The following is a 19,404-nucleotide window of genomic DNA, read 5'->3' on the forward strand; positions in this document are numbered from 1 at the left end:
GGCTTCGCCAGCTCCTACAATGGCCCTGCTGTGCGTTCCTTGTGGGACCGGTCGTAGCCGAAGGCGGAGGCCGGGAAGTGCGACTACATCACCATGGGTGCGTACCAGGCCTATCCCACGTATCCTGCAGTCACCTAGAGCCAGGGAGTTTTTCCGTGACCACCCGCACCCGTATTTTGTTGGGCGTCAATATCGACCACGTCGCCACCTTGCGTCAGGCCCGCGGTACGCGCTACCCGGACCCGGTGAAGGCCGCCTTGGATGCTGAGCAGGCTGGCGCCGACGGTATCACCGTTCACCTGCGTGAAGACCGCCGGCATATTCAGGAGCGGGATGTGCTGTTGCTCAAGCAAGTGATGCAAACCCGCATGAACTTCGAAATGGGCGTCACAGACACGATGCTTGAGTTCGCCGAGCGCCTACGCGCAGAACATGTGTGCCTGGTGCCTGAAACACGGCAGGAGCTGACCACGGAAGGCGGCCTGGATGTTGCGGGCCAGGAAGCGCGTATCCGTGATGCCGTGGAGCGGCTGAGCGCTGTAGGCAGCGAGGTTTCACTGTTCATTGACGCTGACCCGGCACAGATCCAGGCATCGGCCCGGACTGGGGCTCCGGCCATTGAGTTGCACACCGGGCGATACGCAGATACGCATACCGCCGAAGAGGCGGCGCTTGAGTTACAGCGCATTACCGAAGGCGTAGCGCTGGGTCTAAGCCTGGGGCTAATCGTTAACGCGGGCCATGGCTTGCATTACCACAATGTGGAGCCTGTAGCCGCCATCCCAGGCATTAACGAACTGAACATTGGCCACGCCTTAGTGGCCCATGCTCTGTTCGTTGGCTTCCCGGCCGCCGTAGCTGAGATGAAAGCACTGATCGTGGCCGCTGCAGATCGAGCCCACCGCTAGATAAGGCTACTCCGGCGCATACGGCTGGCGGCGTTTGTGCGCCGTCTTGTCGTAGGTACGCACGATGGTGTCATAGGCCTCCTGGCGCACGGGCTGCCCGTGTAGGAAGGCGTCGATCTCCTGGTAGGTCACCCCATGGGCGTCTTCGTCTGGCTTGCCTGGGGTTAGTTCTTCAAGGTCGGCTGTTGGCGTTTTCGCGAACAGCTTCTCGGGTGCACCCAGATACTGAGCAATGGCGCGCACCTGGCCTTTCACCAGCCCTTCCAAGGGCGTAAGGTCGCAGGCCCCATCACCGAACTTGGTGAAGAACCCCATCACGGCTTCAGCGGCATGGTCCGTACCAATCACCAGCCCATCGTTGGCGTTGGCAATGGCATATTGCGCCACCATACGTATACGCGCCTTGGTATTGCCCCGCACGAAATCACGGCGTGCGTCGGTCAAAGGCTTGGCCACGGTGAGTGCGTCCAACTGAGCATCCAGCCCCTGTACACCACCTGCGATGTTCACCGTCACCTCCTCGTCTGCGTTTACAAACTTCATGGCGGCGGCGGCATCTTCTTCGTCATGCTGCTGGGCATAGGGCAGGCGCACGGCAATAAAGCGATAAGCACTGTCACCCGTTTCTTCGCGAAGCGCTTCGACCGCCAACTGCGCCAAGCGGCCCGCTGTGCTTGAGTCCACACCGCCACTGATGCCCAGTACCAGCACTTTCAAGCCAGCGTTGCGCAGGGTTTGCTTGATGAAGGCTTTGCGGCGGTCGACTTCGGCCACCAGCGCTGCCTCATTGGCAAAGGGGGGAACGACGTTCAGCGCTGCGGCGATTTCGGCCTGGCGATTGCTCATAAGGGTGACCTCCGGTAAGTACCATTAAGGCTGGCAAAGGGCTTTAGACAGGCGTAAAGCTTAACTTGATCCGTTGAGGTTCGCTCGGTAACAGGTCACGCTGGCTTGCGCGCCGTAATCACTGCACGCATCGGCGCGGGCAGCCCTTCCACGGTTTTAGTGTGATCCTCTGGGGCCAGGAAGTGCTCCAATGACTGATAGCGCATCCACGGGGTACTGCGCTGTTCGTCAGTTGTGGTGTAGCTGACGTCCACGCATTTCACATCGATGAAACCGGCGCGCCGTACCCACAATTCCAGCGCGGCTACCGAGGGCAGGAACCAGACGTTGCGCATTTGCGCGTAGCGGTCCTCCGGCACCAGCACCTGACGCTCATCACCGGTTACCACGAGCGTTTCCAGCACCAGTTCGCCCCCTTTGACCAGGCAATCCTTCAAGGCAAACAGATGGTCGATGGGGGAGCGACGGTGATAAAGCACGCCCATTGAGAACACAGTGTCGAATCCCTGAAGGTTTGGCGGCAGGTCTTCAAGGGCCAGTGGCAGGTGCCAGGCGGGCAAGGCTGGAAGGTAGTGGCTTAACGCCTGGAACTGGCAGAAAAACAGCCAGTTGGGGTCGATGCCGATCACACTCTCAGCCCCAGCCCCCAACATGCGCCACTGGTAGTAACCGTTGCCGCAACCTACGTCCAGCACGCGTTTGCCACGCAGGTTCAGATGGGGCGCCACGCGGGCCCATTTCCAGTCCGAACGCCATTCGGTGTCTACGTGCACACCAAACACATTGAAAGGGCCTTTGCGCCAGGGCGATAGCCCCATCAGGGCGTCGTGCAGCTGGTGTCGGGTGCTGTCGTCGCAGTCACCCTCCAGAGCCAGGCCGTGGACCAGGTCCACCTCACTCGCCGTTAACACCGGCAGGGCATTGAGTGCAGCCTGCCAGCGTTGAAGGTCGCCGTGGCCTTTTTCCAGCCGGTTGTTCAGGTCGGCTTGCAGGCCATTGGCCCAATCGGCGAGGGGAGAGCCGGCCAGGCGGCGGACGAGAGGAGCGAGGTCAATCATGGCAGGGCAATCATCGAGGCGAAGTTGAGGCATTGAAACCAGGGGATGACTTTGCTGAAGCCAGCAGCCAGCAAACGGTCACGGTGCGTTTCGAAGGTATCGGGCTTCATCACATGTTCGATGGCGCTGCGCTTCTGGGCAATCTCCAGCTCGCTGTAGCCATTGGCGCGCTTGAAATCTACGTGCAGCTCAGTGAGCAGGTGATGAGCGTGGGGGTCTTCAAAGCGCAGTTTTTCGGACAGCAGCAACGCGCCGCCCGGTACCAGTGCCTGGTGAAGGCGGGCCAGCAGTGCCAGGCGGTGTTGCGGCGCGATGAACTGCAGCGTGAAGTTCAGCGCCACGACTGAGGCTGGTTTGAACGCAACCTCCAGAATGTCGGCTTCCATGACCTGCACGGGCAGCAGTTCCTGGTACATGCCGTCTTGCGCCTTGAGGTACTCCTGGCAGCGCTGAACCATGGCGGGCGAATTATCCAGGGCTATGACCTGGCAACCGTCCTGGCGAACATGTCGGCGCAGCGCCTGGGTAACCGCGCCCAATGAAGCGCCCAGGTCATACAGGTGCGTATGGGGTTGGGCAAAGCGTGCCGCCAGCACGCCTAGGTTTTCCACGATAGCCGGGTAGCCCGGCACTGACCGCTTGATCATGTCGGGAAACACCCGCACCACGTCATCGTTGAAGACGAAGTCGGGCACCTGGGCCAGAGGTTGGGCGAAAAGACGATCAGGGCGTTCGGTCACGGGAGGTCTGCGGGTAGGGCGGGGGCGGAGAATTTTAGAGCTGCAAGCTACAAGCTACAAGCTACAAGTAAAGGCGGATCGCGTAATGGCGGCCTGTGATGCCTTTGCTTGAAGCTTGAAGCTTGAAGCTTGAAGCTTGAAGCTTGGCGCGGCTTACTGCACCTCAATATCACACGCAAAGGTCTGCACGGGCTTCACTTCAGGTGCCCAGGGTTGCTGCAGCACCATCAGCAGCTTGCCCGTGGCGGGGCCTTGAGCGCGATAGCGCCATACTGACTGGCCCGCCACGCCTACGATTCCAGCGTCTTCGGCATTGGTGTACACCTCAGGCCCGAGGCTGCGCAGCGCAGCGGGTGCTGGGTTCTGCACCAGCCAGCGGTAGCCGGTGGTGGGGTTGCTAGGGAGCGTGACAATAAGCAGTTGGCCCTTGGCCAATACCACAGGGCATTGCTGTTGCCGGCTCAAGTCGAACGCCACCGAGGCATCGGGCGTGTGACGTCCCACGCAAGCGGCAAGCAGGGCCAGGCTGGCAAGGAAAAGGCTACGCAAAACAGGCATCGACAGGCATCCAGGCGGGGGCGACGCCTGCGAGCATAGCGCAGGCAAGCGACGCCCGGAACCGTTAACCTTGGAACAGCACCTTGGCCACATCGGTAAAGCGTTTCGCAAAGTGTACGGTAATCCCTTCCTTCAGGTAGTCCGGCAGTTCCTGGAAGTTACCCCGGTTGGCCTCTGGAAGAATCAGCTCGTTGAGCTTTTGGCGGCGCGCTGCGATCACTTTCTCGCGTACCCCGCCAATGGGCAGTACATGCCCCGTCAGGGTCAGCTCGCCCGTCATGGCAACGCCTTTCTTGGGTGGCTGGTTGCGGGCCAGAGACAACAAGGCACTGGCCATGGTCACGCCTGCGCTAGGGCCGTCCTTGGGGGTAGCCCCTTCAGGAACATGTAGGTGTACGAAAGCTTCGTTGAAGTAGGTAGCCTCGCCACCGAACTGCTTGAGGTTGGCCGTGATATAGCTGTAGGCGATTTCCGCGGACTCTTTCATCACCTCACCCAGTTGCCCCGTGAGCTTGAACCCCCGGGTAAGGCTATGGATGCGTGTGGCTTCGATAGGCAGGGTGGCACCCCCCATGCTGGTCCAGGCCAGCCCGGTGATCACGCCAACGCCCGACAGCACCTGTTCGCTACGGAACACAGGCATGCCCAAGTAGGCTTCAAGCTCCTTGGGGCCCACCTTGATCACCGCATCCGGGTTGTCCAGCAGTTTGACCACGGATTTGCGCACCACCTTGCCCAGTTGTTTTTCCAGCTGGCGTACACCGGCTTCGCGGGCATAGCCTTCGATCACCAGGCGCAAGGCGCTGTCACTGATAGTGAGGTTGTTTTTCGACACCCCAGCTTTTTCCAGCTGCTTGGGCCACAGATGCTTCTTGGCGATGGCGAGCTTTTCCTCGGTGATATAGCCAGACAGGCGGATCACCTCCATGCGGTCCAGCAAGGGGCCGGGAATGGAATCCAGCGTGTTGGCGGTACACACGAACAGCACCTTGGACAAGTCCAGCCGCAGGTCGAGGTAGTGGTCAAGGAAGTCCACGTTCTGCTCAGGGTCCAGGGTTTCGAGCAAGGCAGATGCCGGGTCGCCCTGGTAGCTCTGGCCCATCTTGTCGATTTCATCGAGCATGATGACCGGGTTCATCACCTCCACATCCTTAAGCGCTTGCACCAGCTTGCCGGGCTGGGCGCCGATGTAGGTACGGCGGTGCCCCTTGATCTCGGCCTCGTCGCGCATGCCGCCCACGCTGAAACGGTAGAACGGCCGGCCCAGGGATTCGGCGATGGATTTGCCGATACTGGTCTTACCCACGCCTGGTGGGCCCACCAACAGTACGATAGAGCCGCTGATCTCGCCCTTGTAGGCGCCTACGGCCAGGAACTCCAGAATGCGGTTCTTGATATCACCCAGGCCTGCATGGTGGGCGTCCAATACCTTGCGAGCGTGCTTGAGCTCCAACTTGTCCTTGCCATACACACCCCAGGGCAGGGCAGTGGCCCAGTCCAGGTAATTGCGCGTTACGGCGTATTCAGGTGAGCCGGTCTCCAGAATGGCCAGCTTGCCCATTTCCTCATCGATGCGCTTGCGGGCCGGTACCGGCAATGTCTTGCCTTCCAGCCGCTGCTCGAACTGTTCGATGTCAGCACTGCGGTCGTCTTTGGTCAGGCCCAGCTCCTGCTGGATGACTTTAAGCTGTTCCTTGAGGAAGAACTGGCGCTGGTGCTCGCCGATCTGCTTGTTCACCTCGGCAGAGATTTCTTTCTGCAAACGGGCGACTTCTACCTCTTTGCGTAGCATTGGCAGCACCCGTTCCATCCGGCGCAGCATGGGCACGCAATCCAGCACCTGCTGCAACTCGGCACCGGTAGCGGACGTAAGCGCTGCGGCGAAGTCAGTCAGGGGCGAGGGGTCGTTAGGGCTGAAGCGGTTGAGGTAGTTTTTCAGCTCTTCGCTGTACAGCGGGTTAAGCGGCAGCAACTCCTTGATGGCATTGATCAGGGCCATACCGTAGGCCTTGATCTCATCGGTAGGCTCCACCGGCTGCAGCGGGTATTCCACCTCCACCAGGTAGGGGGGGCGGTGGTGCTTGAGCCACGTGCGGATGCGTACCCGGGACAGGCCTTGGGCCACGAATTGCAGTTTGCCGTCTTCGCGGCTGGCGTGATGGATCTTCACCAGGGTGCCGTACAGAGGCAGCGTGTCCGTGTCCAGGTGGCGCGGGTCCTCGGCAGGGGTTTCCATGTAGAACAGTGCCAGGGAGTGGTGCGGCGTTTTAGCGACCAGGTCCAGGGTTTCTGCCCAAGGCTCCTCGTTGACAATGACCGGCAGCACCTGTGCAGGGAAGAAGGGCCGGTTGTGAATCGGGATCACATACACTTTGTCCGGCAGGTTCTGGCCCGGCAATACCAGCTCGGTGCTGGAAGTGGTGGAATGCTCTACCTGCTCCGATTCAGCGGACGCTTCGTCTGAAACATTGGAGTGGTCCACAACGGAATCCTGGTCGCTCATGGGGCACCTGCGAAAATGGCTATGAACGCTTAGATGGGGCACAGCGTCGCGGGTTTCAATGGGAGGGCTGAAGGATTGGGCATTACGGCCGATAACCAAGTACAGCGCCCCTGTGCCACATCGAGCCTCGCTACCCCGTTGGCTGCACTATGCTGCAGTGTTACCCCGGCCGGTGTAGAGCCCTTGAGTGGGGCCTCCCAGATTTGACGTGAGTGTGTGCGATGCGTGTTTTCTTCTGCCGTATTGCGGTGTGGTTACTGGCCAGCTCGGTGGCAACCTCAGTGTGTGCCGGGATGTTGCAAGTCGGCCTTATCGACCCACAGGGCGCGCCATTGGCGGACGCGGTAGTCACGCTGGCCGGCCCCCCTGGCGCTGCGCCTGGGCCGTTGAAGGCCGACATGGACCAGCGGGACAAGGTGTTCTACCCCCACGTGCTGGCTATACACACCGGCACGGCGGTGACCTTTCCCAACAGCGACGACATTCGCCACCAGGTGTACTCCTTCTCTCCCAGCAAGCGCTTCGAATTGCGCCTGTACGAAGGCATTCCAGCTGCCCCCGTGCTGTTCGACCAGCCCGGCGTTGTGGTGCTCGGTTGCAATATCCATGACTGGATGCTGGGCTATATTTACGTGACTCAGGACCCTTGGTACGGCGTGACGGACAGCAAAGGCCAGGTAACCTTTGCCAATCTACCTACTGGCAGCTACAGCCTGACCCTGTGGCACCCCCAGCGTGCAGACCTGCAGCCCCAGGCCGGCGGTAATCTGGTGATCACACAAGCCGCCGTGAGCAAAGTGTTCACCCTGGCCGTGCAGCCACTGGCCAGCGACGCACCTGTACCGCCCACCAGCCCATTCGGCGATGCGTTCGGCAAGGCACTGCGTGAAAACAAAGAATAGCGTTCAATGGCGTATCAGCACGGTACTGGTGCTGTTGCTACTGGTGGTGATTGTGGCCTTGACCGTCGCGGTCAAGCTGGCGACCAGTGACGCCGTGCAGGCACAGGCTCACCAACAGCTGGAGGTGGGCGGGCGCGTCTTCGAACGCCTGCTGGACATGCGAGGCCGGCGCCTGCGTGATGGCGTGCAGCTGCTGGCCGCCGACTTTGGCCTGCGAGACGCTATCACCAGCGCCGACGCTGCCACCATCCGCTCGGCCTTGCTCAACCATGGTGGCCGTATCGGCGCCAGTGACGCCGTGCTGCTGGGCATGGATGGCAAGGTTATGGCCAGTACCCACGCCACCTTCGCTGAAGGAGCGCTGTTCCCTTACGACCAAGCCCTGCGTGAGGCACGCAAACGCAACCAGAACATGCTGATCGTGGCGTGGGGCGGCATGCCGGTGTTGCTGGTGGACGCTGTAGTACTGGCGCCACTCCCCATCGCCCGCGTGGTGATGGGGTTCACCATGGACGACGCCTTTGCCCAAGAACTGCACGCGTTAAGTAACCTGCAAGTGTCTTTCCTGGCGGTGAACGGCGATCAGCCTAGTGCCTTGATCACGACCCAACCCCAAGGCCTGCGTGCCGAGCTACTTCAATGGCTGCTCAACGAGCACCCGCCTGCACTGGTTACACTGGGTGAACATGACGGGCAACGCTTTCTTGAACAGCGCCTGGAGCTGGCAGGGGCGCCTGGCACAGATGAGCGCGTGATCGCCTTGCTGCAAAGCCCACTGGACGATGCCATGCACGCCTTTGCGCCGCTGGACCATGACATCCTGATTATCGCGCTGGCCGCACTGGTGGCCTCTTTGATTGGCGCGCTGTTGCTTGCGCGCACGATTTCAAGCCCCGTGCGTGTTTTGGCCGATGCCGCAGAGCGTATCGGCCAAGGCGACTATCACGTACGGGTACAACTGCGCCGTAGTGATGAATTCGGCACCCTGGCCAGTGCCATCAACATGATGCAGGCCGGTATTGCCGAGCGTGAGCATCGCCTGGCCCATAATGCGCTCCATGACCACCTGACGGGCCTACCCAACCGAGCACTGGCCATGGAGCGCCTGGGCAGCGCCATCGCGGCAGAGCGGCCAGCGGCAGTGCTGAGCCTGACCCTGGACAACCTGGCAGCGCTGACCACCAACGGCGGAACAGGCTTTGCCGAGAACCTGTTGCGCAGCGTAGGGCCGACCCTTGAACCGGTGCTTCGGCCCGGCGATACCCTGGCGCACCTCATCGGGGGTGAGTACCTGTTGGTACTTGAAGCCGTAGACGCCCAACGCGCCGTGGCCGTGGCAGACCGGTTGCAGCAAGCGCTGCTCAAGGCGCGGCGGTTGGACGGCCACGACTTCAGCCTGGATGCCAGTATCGGCATTGCGGTCTTCCCCGATGACGGCAGCAGTGCAGACGTGCTGGCCTCGCGTGCGGCCATTGCCCGCACCGATGCCCAGGCGCTGCCGGGCCGGTTGCAGTTGTACCAGCATGGCAGGGACCTGGTGCACCTGCGCGAGGTCAGCCTGATCCGCGACCTGCGCAACGCTGCCGAGAACGGTGAGCTGCTGTTGCACTACCAGCCCAAGCTGGACCTGCGCCTTGGCCAGGTGCGCCAGGCCGAAGCCCTGCTGCGTTGGAATCACCCGCAGTTCGGGCAGGTTTCACCCGGAGAGTTCATCGCCTTGGCTGAGCGTACCGGCAGCATCCAGGCGCTGACACGCTGGGTGATCGCCGAAAGCATTCGCCAACTGGCTGAATGGAACAGCCGGGGCCTGCAGGTGGAACTGTCTGTCAACGTCTCTGCTGAGGACTTGCTGGGCACGGACCTGGCCGATCGGGTGCCGCGCCTACTGAGCAGCCATGGCGTCCCTGCCCAGCAACTGACGTTCGAAATCACCGAGAGCGCCATCATGCGCGAACCGGAGGCCGCCCTTCACGTGCTGCACCAGTTGCGAAACTGCGGCATCAGCCTGTCGGTGGATGATTTCGGTACCGGTTATTCTTCCCTGGCCCACCTCAAGCGCTTGCCCGTGCAAGAACTCAAGATCGACCAGTCCTTCGTGCGGGACTTGGACGAAACCAGCGAAGACGCCGTGATCGTGCGTTCCACCATTGAAATGAGCCATAACCTGGGGCTCAAGGTAGTGGCTGAAGGCGTGGAGTATGAGCGCAGCCTGCGCCTGCTTGAACGCTGGAATTGCGACACGGCCCAGGGCTACCTCATCAGCCGCCCCTTGACGGCTGAACACTTTGAAGCCTGGGTACGCAAAACAGTGTACTTACCGGCTAAGACGGTGGTGGGATGAAGCGGTTTGCCAACGCGCTGCTAGGCATAGCCTTAACGCTAAGCATGCCGGCCTTTGCCGATGAGCCTGGCCGCCAGGGGCGCCTGCTGGCCACCGGTGGCGCAAGCAGCATTGACGGTGCGGCGGGCGGTGGCCTTACGCCCTGGGCCATGATTGCGGGCTACGGGGACGAGGGCCAGGTCGGCGCCACCGTGTTCGCTACCCGTGTGCAACTGCCGGACTACCGGCTGGACGTGGCGGGCGCGGCAGTGGGCTATGGGAACCGGATCGAGCTGTCCGTGGCACGCAATCGCTTCGACTTGGGTAGCCTGGTACACACGCTGAACCTGCCGGAGAACACCTTGAGCCAGGACGTGCTTGGGGCCAAGGTGCGGCTGTTCGGCGACCTGATCTATGACCGCCTGCCTCAGGTATCCCTGGGGCTGGAATACAAGCACCAGAGGGACTTTCTTATCCCCAGCCTAGTCGGCGCGCGCCGCGATGAAGACGTAGAGGGGTACCTGGCGGCCAGCCGGTTGTTCATGGGCGGCGCCTTTGGCTACAACCTATTGGTGAACGCTGGCCTGCGTTACAGCCGTGCTAACGAGCTGGGCCTGCTGGGCTTTGGCGGCGACCGTCGGGCCAGCCGTAGCCTGCTCAAGGAGGGGGCCGTGGCTGTGTTGCTCAACCCGCGCTGGGCGGTAGGGCTGGAGTACCGGGAGAAGCCGGATAACCTGTCATTTGCGGGTGAAAGCGACTGGGCTGATCTCTTTGTGGGCTGGTTCCCGACCAAGCATGTATCCGTGGTACTGGCCTATGCCCGGCTGGGCGAAATCGCCACCCTGGATAACCAGAACGGTACCTACCTGTCTATTCAGGGGGGCTTCTGATGCGGCGTGCGGTGCTGGTTGCGGGGTTGGTGGCATTGCTGTCGGCGTGTACCCAGGCGCCTGTTGCGGATGACAGCTTGTACCAGGCCTTGGGTGGCAAACCTGGTATTACACGTATCGTGGAAGGCATGTTGCTTAACGTTGCCCGAGACCCGCGTATTGTGCAGCACTTTCGCAACGTGGACCCAGAGCGGTTGAGAAGCAAGCTGGTTGAAAAGTTCTGCGTTGAAGCGGGCGGCCCGTGTACCTATACCGGTGACACCATGGCTGAAGCCCACAAGGGCCAGCAGATCAGCCCTGCGGAGTTCAATGCGTTGGTGGAAAACCTGATGGCCTCGATGGACAGCCAGGGCGTGCCTACGCCCGTGCAGAACCGGCTGCTGGCCCGGTTGGCGGCCGAGCGGGGTGAGGTGATTCGCAGGTGATACAGGCCCTGTTCTGCAAACCCTGCGGGAGCCCACGTACCAGGCGAACTGGCCGTGCACGCAGCGCCCGCAGGTTCCCGGCCTGCGCCTACGGCTCCGGCCAGTCCCACAGTGTGCAACCCACCTATAGAAACCTCGCCTGTGGTAGCCCGGCAGGTTCCCGGCCTGCGCCTACGGCTCCGGCCAGTCCCACAGCGGGCAACGCACCTACAGAAACCTTGCCTGTGGGAGCCTGCATAGCGGGCGAACTGGCCGTGCACGCAGCGCCCGGCAGATTCCTGGCCTGCGCCTTCGGCTCCGACCCGTCCCACAGCGTGCAACCCACCTACAGAAACCTCGCCTGTGGGAGCCTGCGTAGCGGGCGAACTGGCCGTGCACGTAACGCCCGGCAGATTCCTGGCCTGCGCCTTCGGCTCCGCCCCGTCCCACAGTGTGGAACCCACCTACAGAAACCTCGCCTGTGGGAGCCTGCGGAGCGGGCGAACTGGCCGGGCACGCAGCGCCCGCAGGTTCCCGGCCTGCGCCTACGGCTCCGGCCAGTCCCACAGTGTGCAACCCACCTATAGAAACCTCGCCTGTGGTAGCCCGGCAGGTTCCCGGTCTGCGCCTACGGCTCCGGCCAGTCCCACAGCGGGCAGCGTATGGCATACGAAAACGGCGCCTTGAAGGGCGCCGTTTTCGTTACATCGTCAGTGCATCACTTGGGCAGTGCATACGCCATCACGTAGTCACCTTGCTTAGTGCCCAGCGAACCGTGGCCGCCGGCAACCACCAGTACGTACTGGCGGCCGTCCTTGCCGGTGTAGGTCATCGGCGTGGTTTGCGCACCGGCTGGCAGGCGGGCTTCCCAGAGCTGCTTGCCGTTGTTCATGTCGTAGGCACGCAGGTACTGGTCCAGGGTGCCGCTCAGGAAGCCAAGGCCGCTGGCTGTCACGAAGGTCCCCCCCAGGCTGGGCACGCCCATGGTCAGCGGCATCGGTACCGGAGCGCTGTCGCGCACGGTGCCGTTCTTGTGCTTCCACAGGGTCTTGTGAGTGGTCAGGTCCACAGCTGCCACGTAACCCCACGCCGGTGCCTGGCACGGCAGGCCGGCCTTGGACAGGAAGGCTTCCAATACCACGCCGTAGGGCGCGCCTTTGTTAGGCTGCACGCCTTCGGTCTCGCTCTTGCGAGCGGGGCCGCTTTCCACATCGGCACGGGGTACCAGGCGCGACTTGAACGCCATGTAGTCCGGGTTCACGAAGGCAATCTGGCGAACCGGATCAACCGAAATCCCACCCCAGTCGAACACCCCGAAGTTGCCTGGGTACACGAGAGAACCTTGCAGGGAGGGTGGCGTGTAGATGCCTTCGTAGCGCATGGAGCGGAAGTCCATACGGCACAGCATCTGGTCGAACGGCGTCACGCCCCACATGTCCTGTTCGCGAAGGGTAGGCGGCATGAAGTTCAGCTCGGACATCGGCTGAGTCGGCGAGGTATGGTCACCTTCCACCGCGCCTTGTGGCACCGGCGTTTCGTTGACCGGCACAATAGGCTGGCCGTTGGTACGGTCCAGCACGTAGATGCTGCCTTGCTTGGTCGACGCCATCACAGCCGGCTTGAGGCCGTCAGCGGTCTTGATGTCGATCAGGCTGGGCTGGCCGCCCACGTCCATGTCCCACAGGTCGTGGTGGGTGAACTGGAAGGTCCAGCGCACCTGGCCGCTGGCGATGTCCAGGGCCGTCACGCCAGCGCTGTACCGCTCGCTTTCCGGGGTACGGTCGCCGCCCCACTGGTCGGGCATCTGGTTGCCCATGGGCAGGTACAGCAGGCCCAGTTTCTCGTCTACCGAGATCAGCGACCACATGTTGGGCGAGTTACGGGTGTAGTGCTCGCCCGGTGCGATCGGGGTGGTGTGTTCCGGGTTGCCACTGTCCCAGTTCCAGACCAGGTGGCCGTCATGTACGTCGAAGGCACGGATCACCCCCGAAGGCTCGTCCACCGACACGTTGTCGGTCACGTGGCCACCAATGATTACCAGGTCTTTGGTCACTGCGGGTGGCGACGTGGAGTAGTAGCCGCCCGGCGCAAAGGTGCCAATGTTGGCGCTCAGGTCGATGGCGCCTTTGTTGCCGAAGTCTTCACACATCTTGCCGGTATCGGCATTGAGTGCGATCAAGCGGGTATCGGCAGTGGGCACGAAGATACGCTTCGGGCATGCAGTCGCCACCGCTGGGCTGGCTTGGGTATCAGCTGCATAGGCGGCGTCATCGTGGTACGACACACCGCGGCAGGTCATATGGGCCCAGCCCTTGAAGCTGTCAGCGCCCTGGGAGCTGATTTTCGGGTCGAAGCGCCAGATTTCCTTACCGGTATCCGGGTCCAGGGCAATCACCTGGCTGTGCGGTGTGCACACGTACAGCAAGCCGTTGACCTTCAGCGGCGTGTTTTCCGCCGTGGTCTCGCCAGGGTCGCCAGCGCCTGGAATGTCACCCGTACGGAAGCTCCAGGCCGGTTCCAGCTTGGCTACGTTGCCGGGCGTGATCTGCGTGAGCGGTGAGTAGCGGTCACCAAAGGCGGTGCGCCCATAGGAACCCCAGTCGCCCTCGGCCATGGCAGGGGCGGCGCTGGCAGTGCCTGCCGTGTCGCGGCCCAGCTCGCCTTTGATTTCACCAGGGTGTGTAAATTGGCTGGCCAGGGCACACAGGCCGGCCAGCACCACGGCTACGCCCAGGCCATTAGTGCCAAGGGGGTAGCGCGCACCACGGGTCAGGGGCAGGCGCAGCCAAGGCAGCAGCATGACCACGCCCAGGGCGAACCACAGTGCCAAACGTGGCACCAGCTGCCACCAGTCCAGGCCCACTTCCCACAATGCCCACAGGGTGCTGCCGAACAGGACCAGCGCATATACCGCCAAGGCGGCGCGCTTGTGGGCGACCAGGAGTACGCCGGTCAGCAGGATGCCGACACCGGCCACCAGGTAATACAGCGACCCATGGGCCGCCACCAGCTTGATACCGCCCACCAGCAAGGCCAGGCCCATCAGCAGGAAGAGCAGGCCGAGCAGGGTAGGCAACAGGCGCCGACCGCTCTTGGCACTGTCAGTGCTCATACGTACGAATCTCCAAAGTGTGAAAATGCTGGGCCCTTTATGCAGGGGCGCCAGTGGGAGGTGCCTGCCTACGCCCGCCCTCACGGGCCGCCCATTTCTCGCCATCGAACGTCCAGGCCAGGCCTGCGTCGAACAGGCCTGTGCATGAAACGTGAAGGGTAGGTAGGGTAGGCACGGCGTACGCCATGGCAGAGGCCACGTAACGCACAACGCCGCCGGGTAGGCGGGGAGTAGGGGCAGGCATTGAAGGCAGTCTTTCTAATGGTTTTATGTAATAGGCTGAACGGTTTCAGCCAAAAGCGCGGGGAGAATATAGCCATCTGCCGCTGCGGCAAAGCGCCGCTGCAAAAAGACAGTCTTGTTCACTTCGTAACAATGCGGAGCGGCAACTGATGCGGGGGCTCACTGCAGTAAAGCTGCTGGCCTTGATTGCCTGGGCCGCCATTGTGACGCAGGTTTACCTGGTACTGCAGTCGCGTTGGGCAATAGGGGCGAGCCTTGTCGGCGGATTGATCCACGTATTGAGTTATTTCACGGTACTGAGCAACACATTTGCCGCTGCGGTATTGAGTGCGCACGCTTGGCCTCGGGGCACACGCCCGTCACGTTTCTTCCGCTTGCCGCCGGTAGCCAGTTGCGCAGTGCTTAGCATGCTGCTGGTGGGTATTGCCTACAACCTGCTACTGCGCCAGTTCTGGCACCCCCAGGGGGTGCAGTGGGTGGTCAATGAAGTGCTGCATGACCTGATGCCGCCGGCGATGCTGGCGTTCTGGTGGGGGTGCATTCCCAAGGGGCAGTTGCGCCGTCACCATGTGGCGCTTTGGGCTCTGTACCCCTTAGGCTGGTACGGCTTTACGCTGATGCGCGGCTGGTCCATTGGTGTATGGCCATACCCCTTCATGGACGCCACCGAGTTGGGTTTTGCCCGTGCATTCGTCAACGCACTGGGCCTGCTAATTGCGTTTTGCCTAGGTGGGCTGATAACAGTCAGCGTGGATGCTGGCTTGGCTAGGCGTCGTCGCCTTCACGGCGCCAATAGCCAGCAGCCTTGACGTGGTCTTCGCTTAGCTGGAACTGGTCCAGCAGAATGCGCCGCAACCGGCGTGACAACGACGCTTCGGTGGCGACCCAGCCATACAGCTTGCCGGCGGGCAGGGTCAGCCCGGCGACAGTGTGTTCAAGGCGTTGCGGATGGCGCAGCACCCAGATCACTTCCAGGCCAGGTCGCCCTGGAAGGGGTTGGCGCTCCTGATCGTCTTCGATTTCGATCACCGCCAGTACCTGGCGGTTGGCAGGCAATTCTTCCAGCCGCCGGGCGATGGCGGGCAAGGCGGTTTCGTCGCCGATCAACAGGTAACTGTCAAACACGTCCTCCACAATCAGCGAGCCACGAGGGCCGCCTATGTACAGCGTGTGCCCGGGTTGGGCCTGCTCGGCCCATGTAGACGCAGGGCCGTCACCGTGGATCACGAAGTCGATGTCCAACTCGCCAGCTGCCAGGTCGATACGCCTTGGGGTGTAGTCGCGCATGGCGGGCTTAGGCCCTTCATCGCCCTGGCCCAGCACCAGCGTGGGCAGCGCCGCCGCTTCCTCGGGCGTGCGTGGAAACATCAGCTTGATGTGGTCATCCGGGGCCAGGCTCAGAAAGCCAGCCAATTGCGGGCCGCCCAGGGTGATACGGCGCATGCGCGGCGTCAGGTCGGTTACCCGCAACACCTCCAGCTGGCGGCGTTTGATTTCATGCATCACGCGGCGTGTGGCCGATTCAGGGCGTTGAGTCATGGTCACTCCTGAGAGGTACTGCTGCCGACGATGGCGTGGGCTGTTTGATTAAGCAGGTCGCGAACCCGGGTGATTTCCTCTTCGGTCCAACGGCCATGATGAACATGCAACGCATGGCGCAGGTTGTTCACTGCCTCATGGATAGCCGGTGGGCGATCGGGGCCACGCAGGGCACGCTTGCTGACGTCAATGCGGGTGCGAATGCCGTCCAGTGCAACGGCTTGCTCGCCTAGGGAGGCCTGCCCGGCATCAGTGACGCTGTACAGCTTCTTGTTGCCGTCGGCTGCGCTCACAATCAGGTCACTTTCTTCCAGGAACGTGAGGGTAGGGTAGATCACGCCAGGGCTTGGGCTGTAGGTGTCATCGAACAAGCCTTCGATACGGCGGATCAGGTCGTAGCCATGGCAGGGCTGCTCGGCGATCAGCGACAGCAGCAGCAGCTTGAGATCGCCGGGGGCAAAGACCTTGCCGCCGCGAGGGCCGCGTTCACGACCCTTGGGGCCATGGTCAAGGCCGTCATGATGAGGATGATGGTGTTTCATGGTGATACTCCTGTGGGATGTGAGCGCAGGTTAAGATATATCTTAAGAATAGTCTAGAGATGTATCTTTCCGTTCGTCGCCACGGTGCCCACAGCTTCTTAGGCGGGCCGTGCCCAACGGTCGAGTGCGAAGTCCACGAACGTACGGATTTTGGGCAGCCGATAGCGGTCGCTGGCATACATCAGGTTCATGGGCCGGCGGGGTAGCCGATAGGCTTGCAGCAACGGCACCAGCCGGCCGTTAGCCAGGTCGTCGGCTACCAGAGGGTCCGGCATCATCACAATGCCCATGCCCGCCAAGGCGGCCTGGTGCAGCCCAGATGAGCTGTTCATGATGATCGACCCACTGACGGGTACCAGTACCTCCCCCTCAGCACCCTCCAGCCGCCATTGCTTCTCCACCCATTGCCAGTCATCCCCAGCGGGGTAATCGAAGGCGAGGCAGTTGTGGGCGCACAAGTCCATCGGAGCCTGGGGTATGCCATGGGCGTGCAGGTACGCTGGCGCGGCACAGATGGTGAGCGTGTAGTCTTCCAGGCGGCGCGCGATTACCCCGTTGGCCGGGTCAGGGTTGCCCAGGCGTATGGCAATATCGAAGCCGTTGTCCAGCAGGTCCAGGCGCTGGTTGCTCAGAACCACATCGAGCCGGACCTTAGGGTAATGCCGGTGGTACTCGGCCAGCGCAGGGGACAGCCGTTCTACGCCAAACGTGAGCGGCGCCGTGATACGCAGCCGGCCAGCAGGTTCAGCCTGGGCCTGTTCAGCCAACTGTTCGGCAGCGTCGACCAGCCCAAGGACCTCCACACAGCGCTGGTAGTACTGGGTGCCGAATTCGGTCAGGCGCTGGCGCCGGGTGGTACGTTGCAAGAGGCTGACGCCCAGGCGCTGCTCAAGAGCGCGAATATGATTGCCTACCATGGTCGTTGAAAGCCCGCACGCCTGTGCAGCAGCCGTCATGCTGCCTTCTTCTACCACCCTCACATACACCGACATGGCCAGCAACACGTCCATTATCAACCTCAGCTTGCCAATGATTAAACAAAGCGGATGTTTATCCAGCTCAAGTGGCTAACGATACTGGAAGCCTTCAAGGAAAGGAGCCCAGACATGACCGCCGCGAACCTGATGAATACGTACACCCCTTTGCCTATGAGTTTCGTACGCGGTGAGGGCGCTTCCCTGTGGGATGCTGCTGGCAGGCGCTACCTGGATGCCATGGGCGGCGTGGCCGTGACCTGTGTCGGCCATTGCCACCCGCAGGTGGTTGAAGCCATACGCGACCAGGCGGGCCTGGTCCTGCACACGTCCAACCACTATGCCATTGACTGGCAGCGCCAACTGGCCGGCAAGCTGGCCGCCCTCAGTGGCCTGGACGCTGCCTTTTTCAACAACTCAGGTGCCGAGGCCAACGAAACGGCCCTCAAGCTGGCGCGCCTGACGGCGTGGCACCGGGGTATCGAGCGGCCGCGCATCGTGGTGATGGAGGACGCCTTCCATGGCCGCACCTTGGCCACGCTGGCGGCCAGCGATTGTTCGGGCGTGCGCCTGGGCTTTGGTGCGCACGCAGATGACTTTCTGCGGGTACCCTTCGGCGATATCCATGCGCTGAACGCCATTGCCCAGCGCTATGGCGCACAAGTGGTGGCCGTGCTGTTGGAGCCGGTTCAGGGGGAAAGCGGTGTTCGGCCAGCCCCGCCTGGCTACCTGCGGGCCGTGCGGGCGCTGTGTGATCGCCAGTGCTGGTTGATGATGCTGGACGAGGTGCAAACCGGGCTGGGGCGGACGGGGCACTGGTTTGCCTATGCCGAGGCAGGCATCGTGCCCGACGTGCTCACACTGGCCAAAGGCTTGGCCAACGGTGTACCCATTGGTGCCTGCCTGGCGCGCTCACGTACTGCACAGCTGCTGACCCCCGGCAGCCATGGCAGTACCTTTGGCGGCAACCCATTGGCCTGTCGCGTGGCCTGTGAGGTGCTGGATATCATCCAGCGCCAGCACCTTGTCAGCCATGCGCGGCAGCTAGGTGCCTGGCTGCTGGGGACACTGCAATCACGCCTCGCCGGAAACCCGGCGGTGCGCGAAGTACGGGGGCAGGGGCTGATGATCGGTATCGAATTGAGTCACGCCGCCGGTGGCCTGGCCCAGCGTGCCGCCGAGCGGGGGCTATTGCTGAACGTGACTCGGGGCACCGTGATACGGCTGCTGCCAGCCTTGACGCTGACAGAAGACGAAGCTTCACAAGTGGTTGAACACTTGGTGGCACTGCTGGCCCCGGCAAGCGCGGTGGCTTAGTCGTCCAGGTCCGACGCAGGCTTGGCCGCAGCACCTTTAGCGGGCTTGCCCTTGGCCTTGGTGGCCTCTGGAGCAGGCTCGGCAGGTGCTGCTGCCGCCGCCGCTTCCTTCTCGGCCATGGGCATCTGGTCGATGGTAGAGAACACCTGTTCCAGCGGTAACGGGTCGGTACTTTCCAGCTTGCGCTCACCGTCCTTGCCCACCAGTACCACTTTGGTTTTGGTGCCGGCATTCGGGTTCAGTTCGCGTATCAAGGCCATGGTGGCCTGGGTATCCAACGGTTTGCCGTTGCGCTCGCCGCTCAGGCCAACCACCTTGTACACCACAACGTCACGCTGTTTCAGGCCGGGGTCCTGCACGGCGGCGCTTTCATTGACCAGTGCCTGGTCGCCGCTGCTTTTGGAGTAGATCAGCAAGGGCCTGGCCTTGCCGCGGTCCTGGGCCAGCGGCGAGTCACCGTCTGCCGCATACAGCGGGCTGGCGGCGAACAGGGCGGTGAGCGCGAGGGTGCGGATAAGCATGCAGGTCTCCTTCTAGATCCTTTAATC

The 19,404-nt window shown here is 62.2% G+C and carries 18 protein-coding genes; 7 read left to right on the plus strand and 11 right to left on the minus strand.

The annotated features are described in order from the left end of the window. The first annotated feature begins 155 nt into the window (after positions 1 to 155). Entirely contained in the window at positions 156 to 908 is a 753-nt protein-coding gene (pdxJ, locus tag HBH25_RS21350) for a pyridoxine 5'-phosphate synthase (RefSeq protein ID WP_168084341.1), read from the plus strand. A gap of 6 nt (positions 909 to 914) precedes the next feature. On the opposite strand, the gene nadE is transcribed toward pdxJ, so the two are convergent. The 5 genes from nadE to lon all read right to left on the minus strand — a co-directional run bounded on the left by nadE (position 915) and on the right by lon (position 6,613). Next, complete coding sequence (nadE, locus tag HBH25_RS21355) at positions 915 to 1,754, minus strand: ammonia-dependent NAD(+) synthetase (protein WP_168084340.1); 840 nt, start codon at positions 1,752 to 1,754, stop codon at positions 915 to 917. 95 nt (positions 1,755 to 1,849) lie between these two features. Further along, positions 1,850 to 2,812: a tRNA 5-methoxyuridine(34)/uridine 5-oxyacetic acid(34) synthase CmoB gene (gene cmoB / locus HBH25_RS21360; protein ID WP_168084339.1), complete on the minus strand. Its 963-nt coding sequence runs from the start codon at positions 2,810 to 2,812 to the stop codon at positions 1,850 to 1,852. After that, positions 2,809 to 3,552 carry a carboxy-S-adenosyl-L-methionine synthase CmoA gene (gene cmoA / locus HBH25_RS21365; RefSeq protein ID WP_168084338.1) on the minus strand — a complete coding sequence of 248 codons (744 nt, stop codon included), beginning with the start codon at positions 3,550 to 3,552 and terminating at the stop codon, positions 2,809 to 2,811. Before cmoA ends, cmoB begins: the two co-directional genes overlap by 4 nt. A gap of 153 nt (positions 3,553 to 3,705) precedes the next feature. Next, entirely contained in the window at positions 3,706 to 4,110 is a 405-nt protein-coding gene (locus HBH25_RS21370) for a protease inhibitor I42 family protein (RefSeq protein WP_168084337.1), read from the minus strand. Positions 4,111 to 4,174: 64 nt separating this feature from the next. Beyond that, positions 4,175 to 6,613, minus strand: a complete 2,439-nt coding sequence (gene lon, locus HBH25_RS21375) for an endopeptidase La (protein WP_168084336.1) — start codon at positions 6,611 to 6,613, stop codon at positions 4,175 to 4,177. 221 nt (positions 6,614 to 6,834) lie between these two features. On the opposite strand from lon, the gene HBH25_RS21380 reads away from it, so the two are divergent. The 4 genes from HBH25_RS21380 to HBH25_RS21395 are packed head-to-tail and all read left to right on the plus strand — an operon-like array spanning position 6,835 to position 11,150. Further along, positions 6,835 to 7,515, plus strand: a complete 681-nt coding sequence (locus tag HBH25_RS21380) for a methylamine utilization protein (protein ID WP_420708481.1) — start codon at positions 6,835 to 6,837, stop codon at positions 7,513 to 7,515. Next, positions 7,499 to 9,856 (plus strand): putative bifunctional diguanylate cyclase/phosphodiesterase, encoded by a 2,358-nt coding sequence (locus HBH25_RS21385; protein WP_168084335.1) that lies wholly within the window; start codon positions 7,499 to 7,501, stop codon positions 9,854 to 9,856. The genes HBH25_RS21380 and HBH25_RS21385 overlap by 17 nt, the downstream gene beginning before the upstream one ends. 44 nt (positions 9,857 to 9,900) lie before the next feature. After that, a complete protein-coding gene (locus tag HBH25_RS21390) occupies positions 9,901 to 10,725 on the plus strand; it encodes a DUF3034 family protein (RefSeq protein ID WP_229631913.1) in 825 nt (274 codons plus the stop codon). Further along, positions 10,725 to 11,150: a group I truncated hemoglobin gene (locus HBH25_RS21395; protein WP_168084333.1), complete on the plus strand. Its 426-nt coding sequence runs from the start codon at positions 10,725 to 10,727 to the stop codon at positions 11,148 to 11,150. Before HBH25_RS21390 ends, HBH25_RS21395 begins: the two co-directional genes overlap by 1 nt. 697 nt (positions 11,151 to 11,847) lie before the next feature. On the opposite strand, the gene HBH25_RS21400 is transcribed toward HBH25_RS21395, so the two are convergent. Together HBH25_RS21400 and HBH25_RS21405 are read right to left on the minus strand one after the other, a co-directional pair. Then, the gene (locus HBH25_RS21400) at positions 11,848 to 14,241 is read right to left on the minus strand and encodes a glucose/quinate/shikimate family membrane-bound PQQ-dependent dehydrogenase (RefSeq protein WP_168085957.1); all 2,394 of its coding nucleotides are present in this window, start codon (positions 14,239 to 14,241) and stop codon (positions 11,848 to 11,850) included. Positions 14,242 to 14,278: 37 nt separating this feature from the next. After that, on the minus strand, positions 14,279 to 14,485 hold the full coding sequence (locus tag HBH25_RS21405) for a hypothetical protein (protein ID WP_168085958.1): 207 nt from the start codon (positions 14,483 to 14,485) through the stop codon (positions 14,279 to 14,281). 148 nt (positions 14,486 to 14,633) lie between these two features. On the opposite strand from HBH25_RS21405, the gene HBH25_RS21410 reads away from it, so the two are divergent. Continuing rightward, entirely contained in the window at positions 14,634 to 15,293 is a 660-nt protein-coding gene (locus tag HBH25_RS21410) for a Pr6Pr family membrane protein (RefSeq protein ID WP_168085959.1), read from the plus strand. Here HBH25_RS21410 and HBH25_RS21415 read toward each other — a convergent pair. The 3 genes from HBH25_RS21415 to HBH25_RS21425 all read right to left on the minus strand — a co-directional run bounded on the left by HBH25_RS21415 (position 15,250) and on the right by HBH25_RS21425 (position 17,575). After that, complete coding sequence (locus tag HBH25_RS21415) at positions 15,250 to 16,023, minus strand: siderophore-interacting protein (RefSeq protein WP_168085960.1); 774 nt, start codon at positions 16,021 to 16,023, stop codon at positions 15,250 to 15,252. The genes HBH25_RS21410 and HBH25_RS21415 overlap by 44 nt on opposite strands. Positions 16,024 to 16,025: 2 nt before the next feature. Continuing rightward, positions 16,026 to 16,565, minus strand: a complete 540-nt coding sequence (locus HBH25_RS21420) for a PadR family transcriptional regulator (RefSeq protein ID WP_168085961.1) — start codon at positions 16,563 to 16,565, stop codon at positions 16,026 to 16,028. Positions 16,566 to 16,663: 98 nt separating this feature from the next. Then, positions 16,664 to 17,575, minus strand: a complete 912-nt coding sequence (locus tag HBH25_RS21425) for a LysR family transcriptional regulator (protein WP_168085962.1) — start codon at positions 17,573 to 17,575, stop codon at positions 16,664 to 16,666. 96 nt (positions 17,576 to 17,671) lie between these two features. Between HBH25_RS21425 and HBH25_RS21430 the strand changes: the two genes are divergently transcribed. Continuing rightward, positions 17,672 to 18,856, plus strand: coding sequence for an aspartate aminotransferase family protein (locus tag HBH25_RS21430; protein ID WP_168085963.1), 1,185 nt, complete (start codon positions 17,672 to 17,674; stop codon positions 18,854 to 18,856). Here the strand turns inward: HBH25_RS21430 and HBH25_RS21435 are convergent. Beyond that, on the minus strand, positions 18,853 to 19,377 hold the full coding sequence (locus HBH25_RS21435) for a DUF4174 domain-containing protein (protein WP_168085964.1): 525 nt from the start codon (positions 19,375 to 19,377) through the stop codon (positions 18,853 to 18,855). The genes HBH25_RS21430 and HBH25_RS21435 overlap by 4 nt on opposite strands. Positions 19,378 to 19,404 lie beyond the last annotated feature (27 nt).

It is taken from the genome of Pseudomonas quercus (assembly GCF_012033695.1).
In the GTDB taxonomy this organism is placed as follows: domain Bacteria; phylum Pseudomonadota; class Gammaproteobacteria; order Pseudomonadales; family Pseudomonadaceae; genus Aquipseudomonas; species Aquipseudomonas quercus.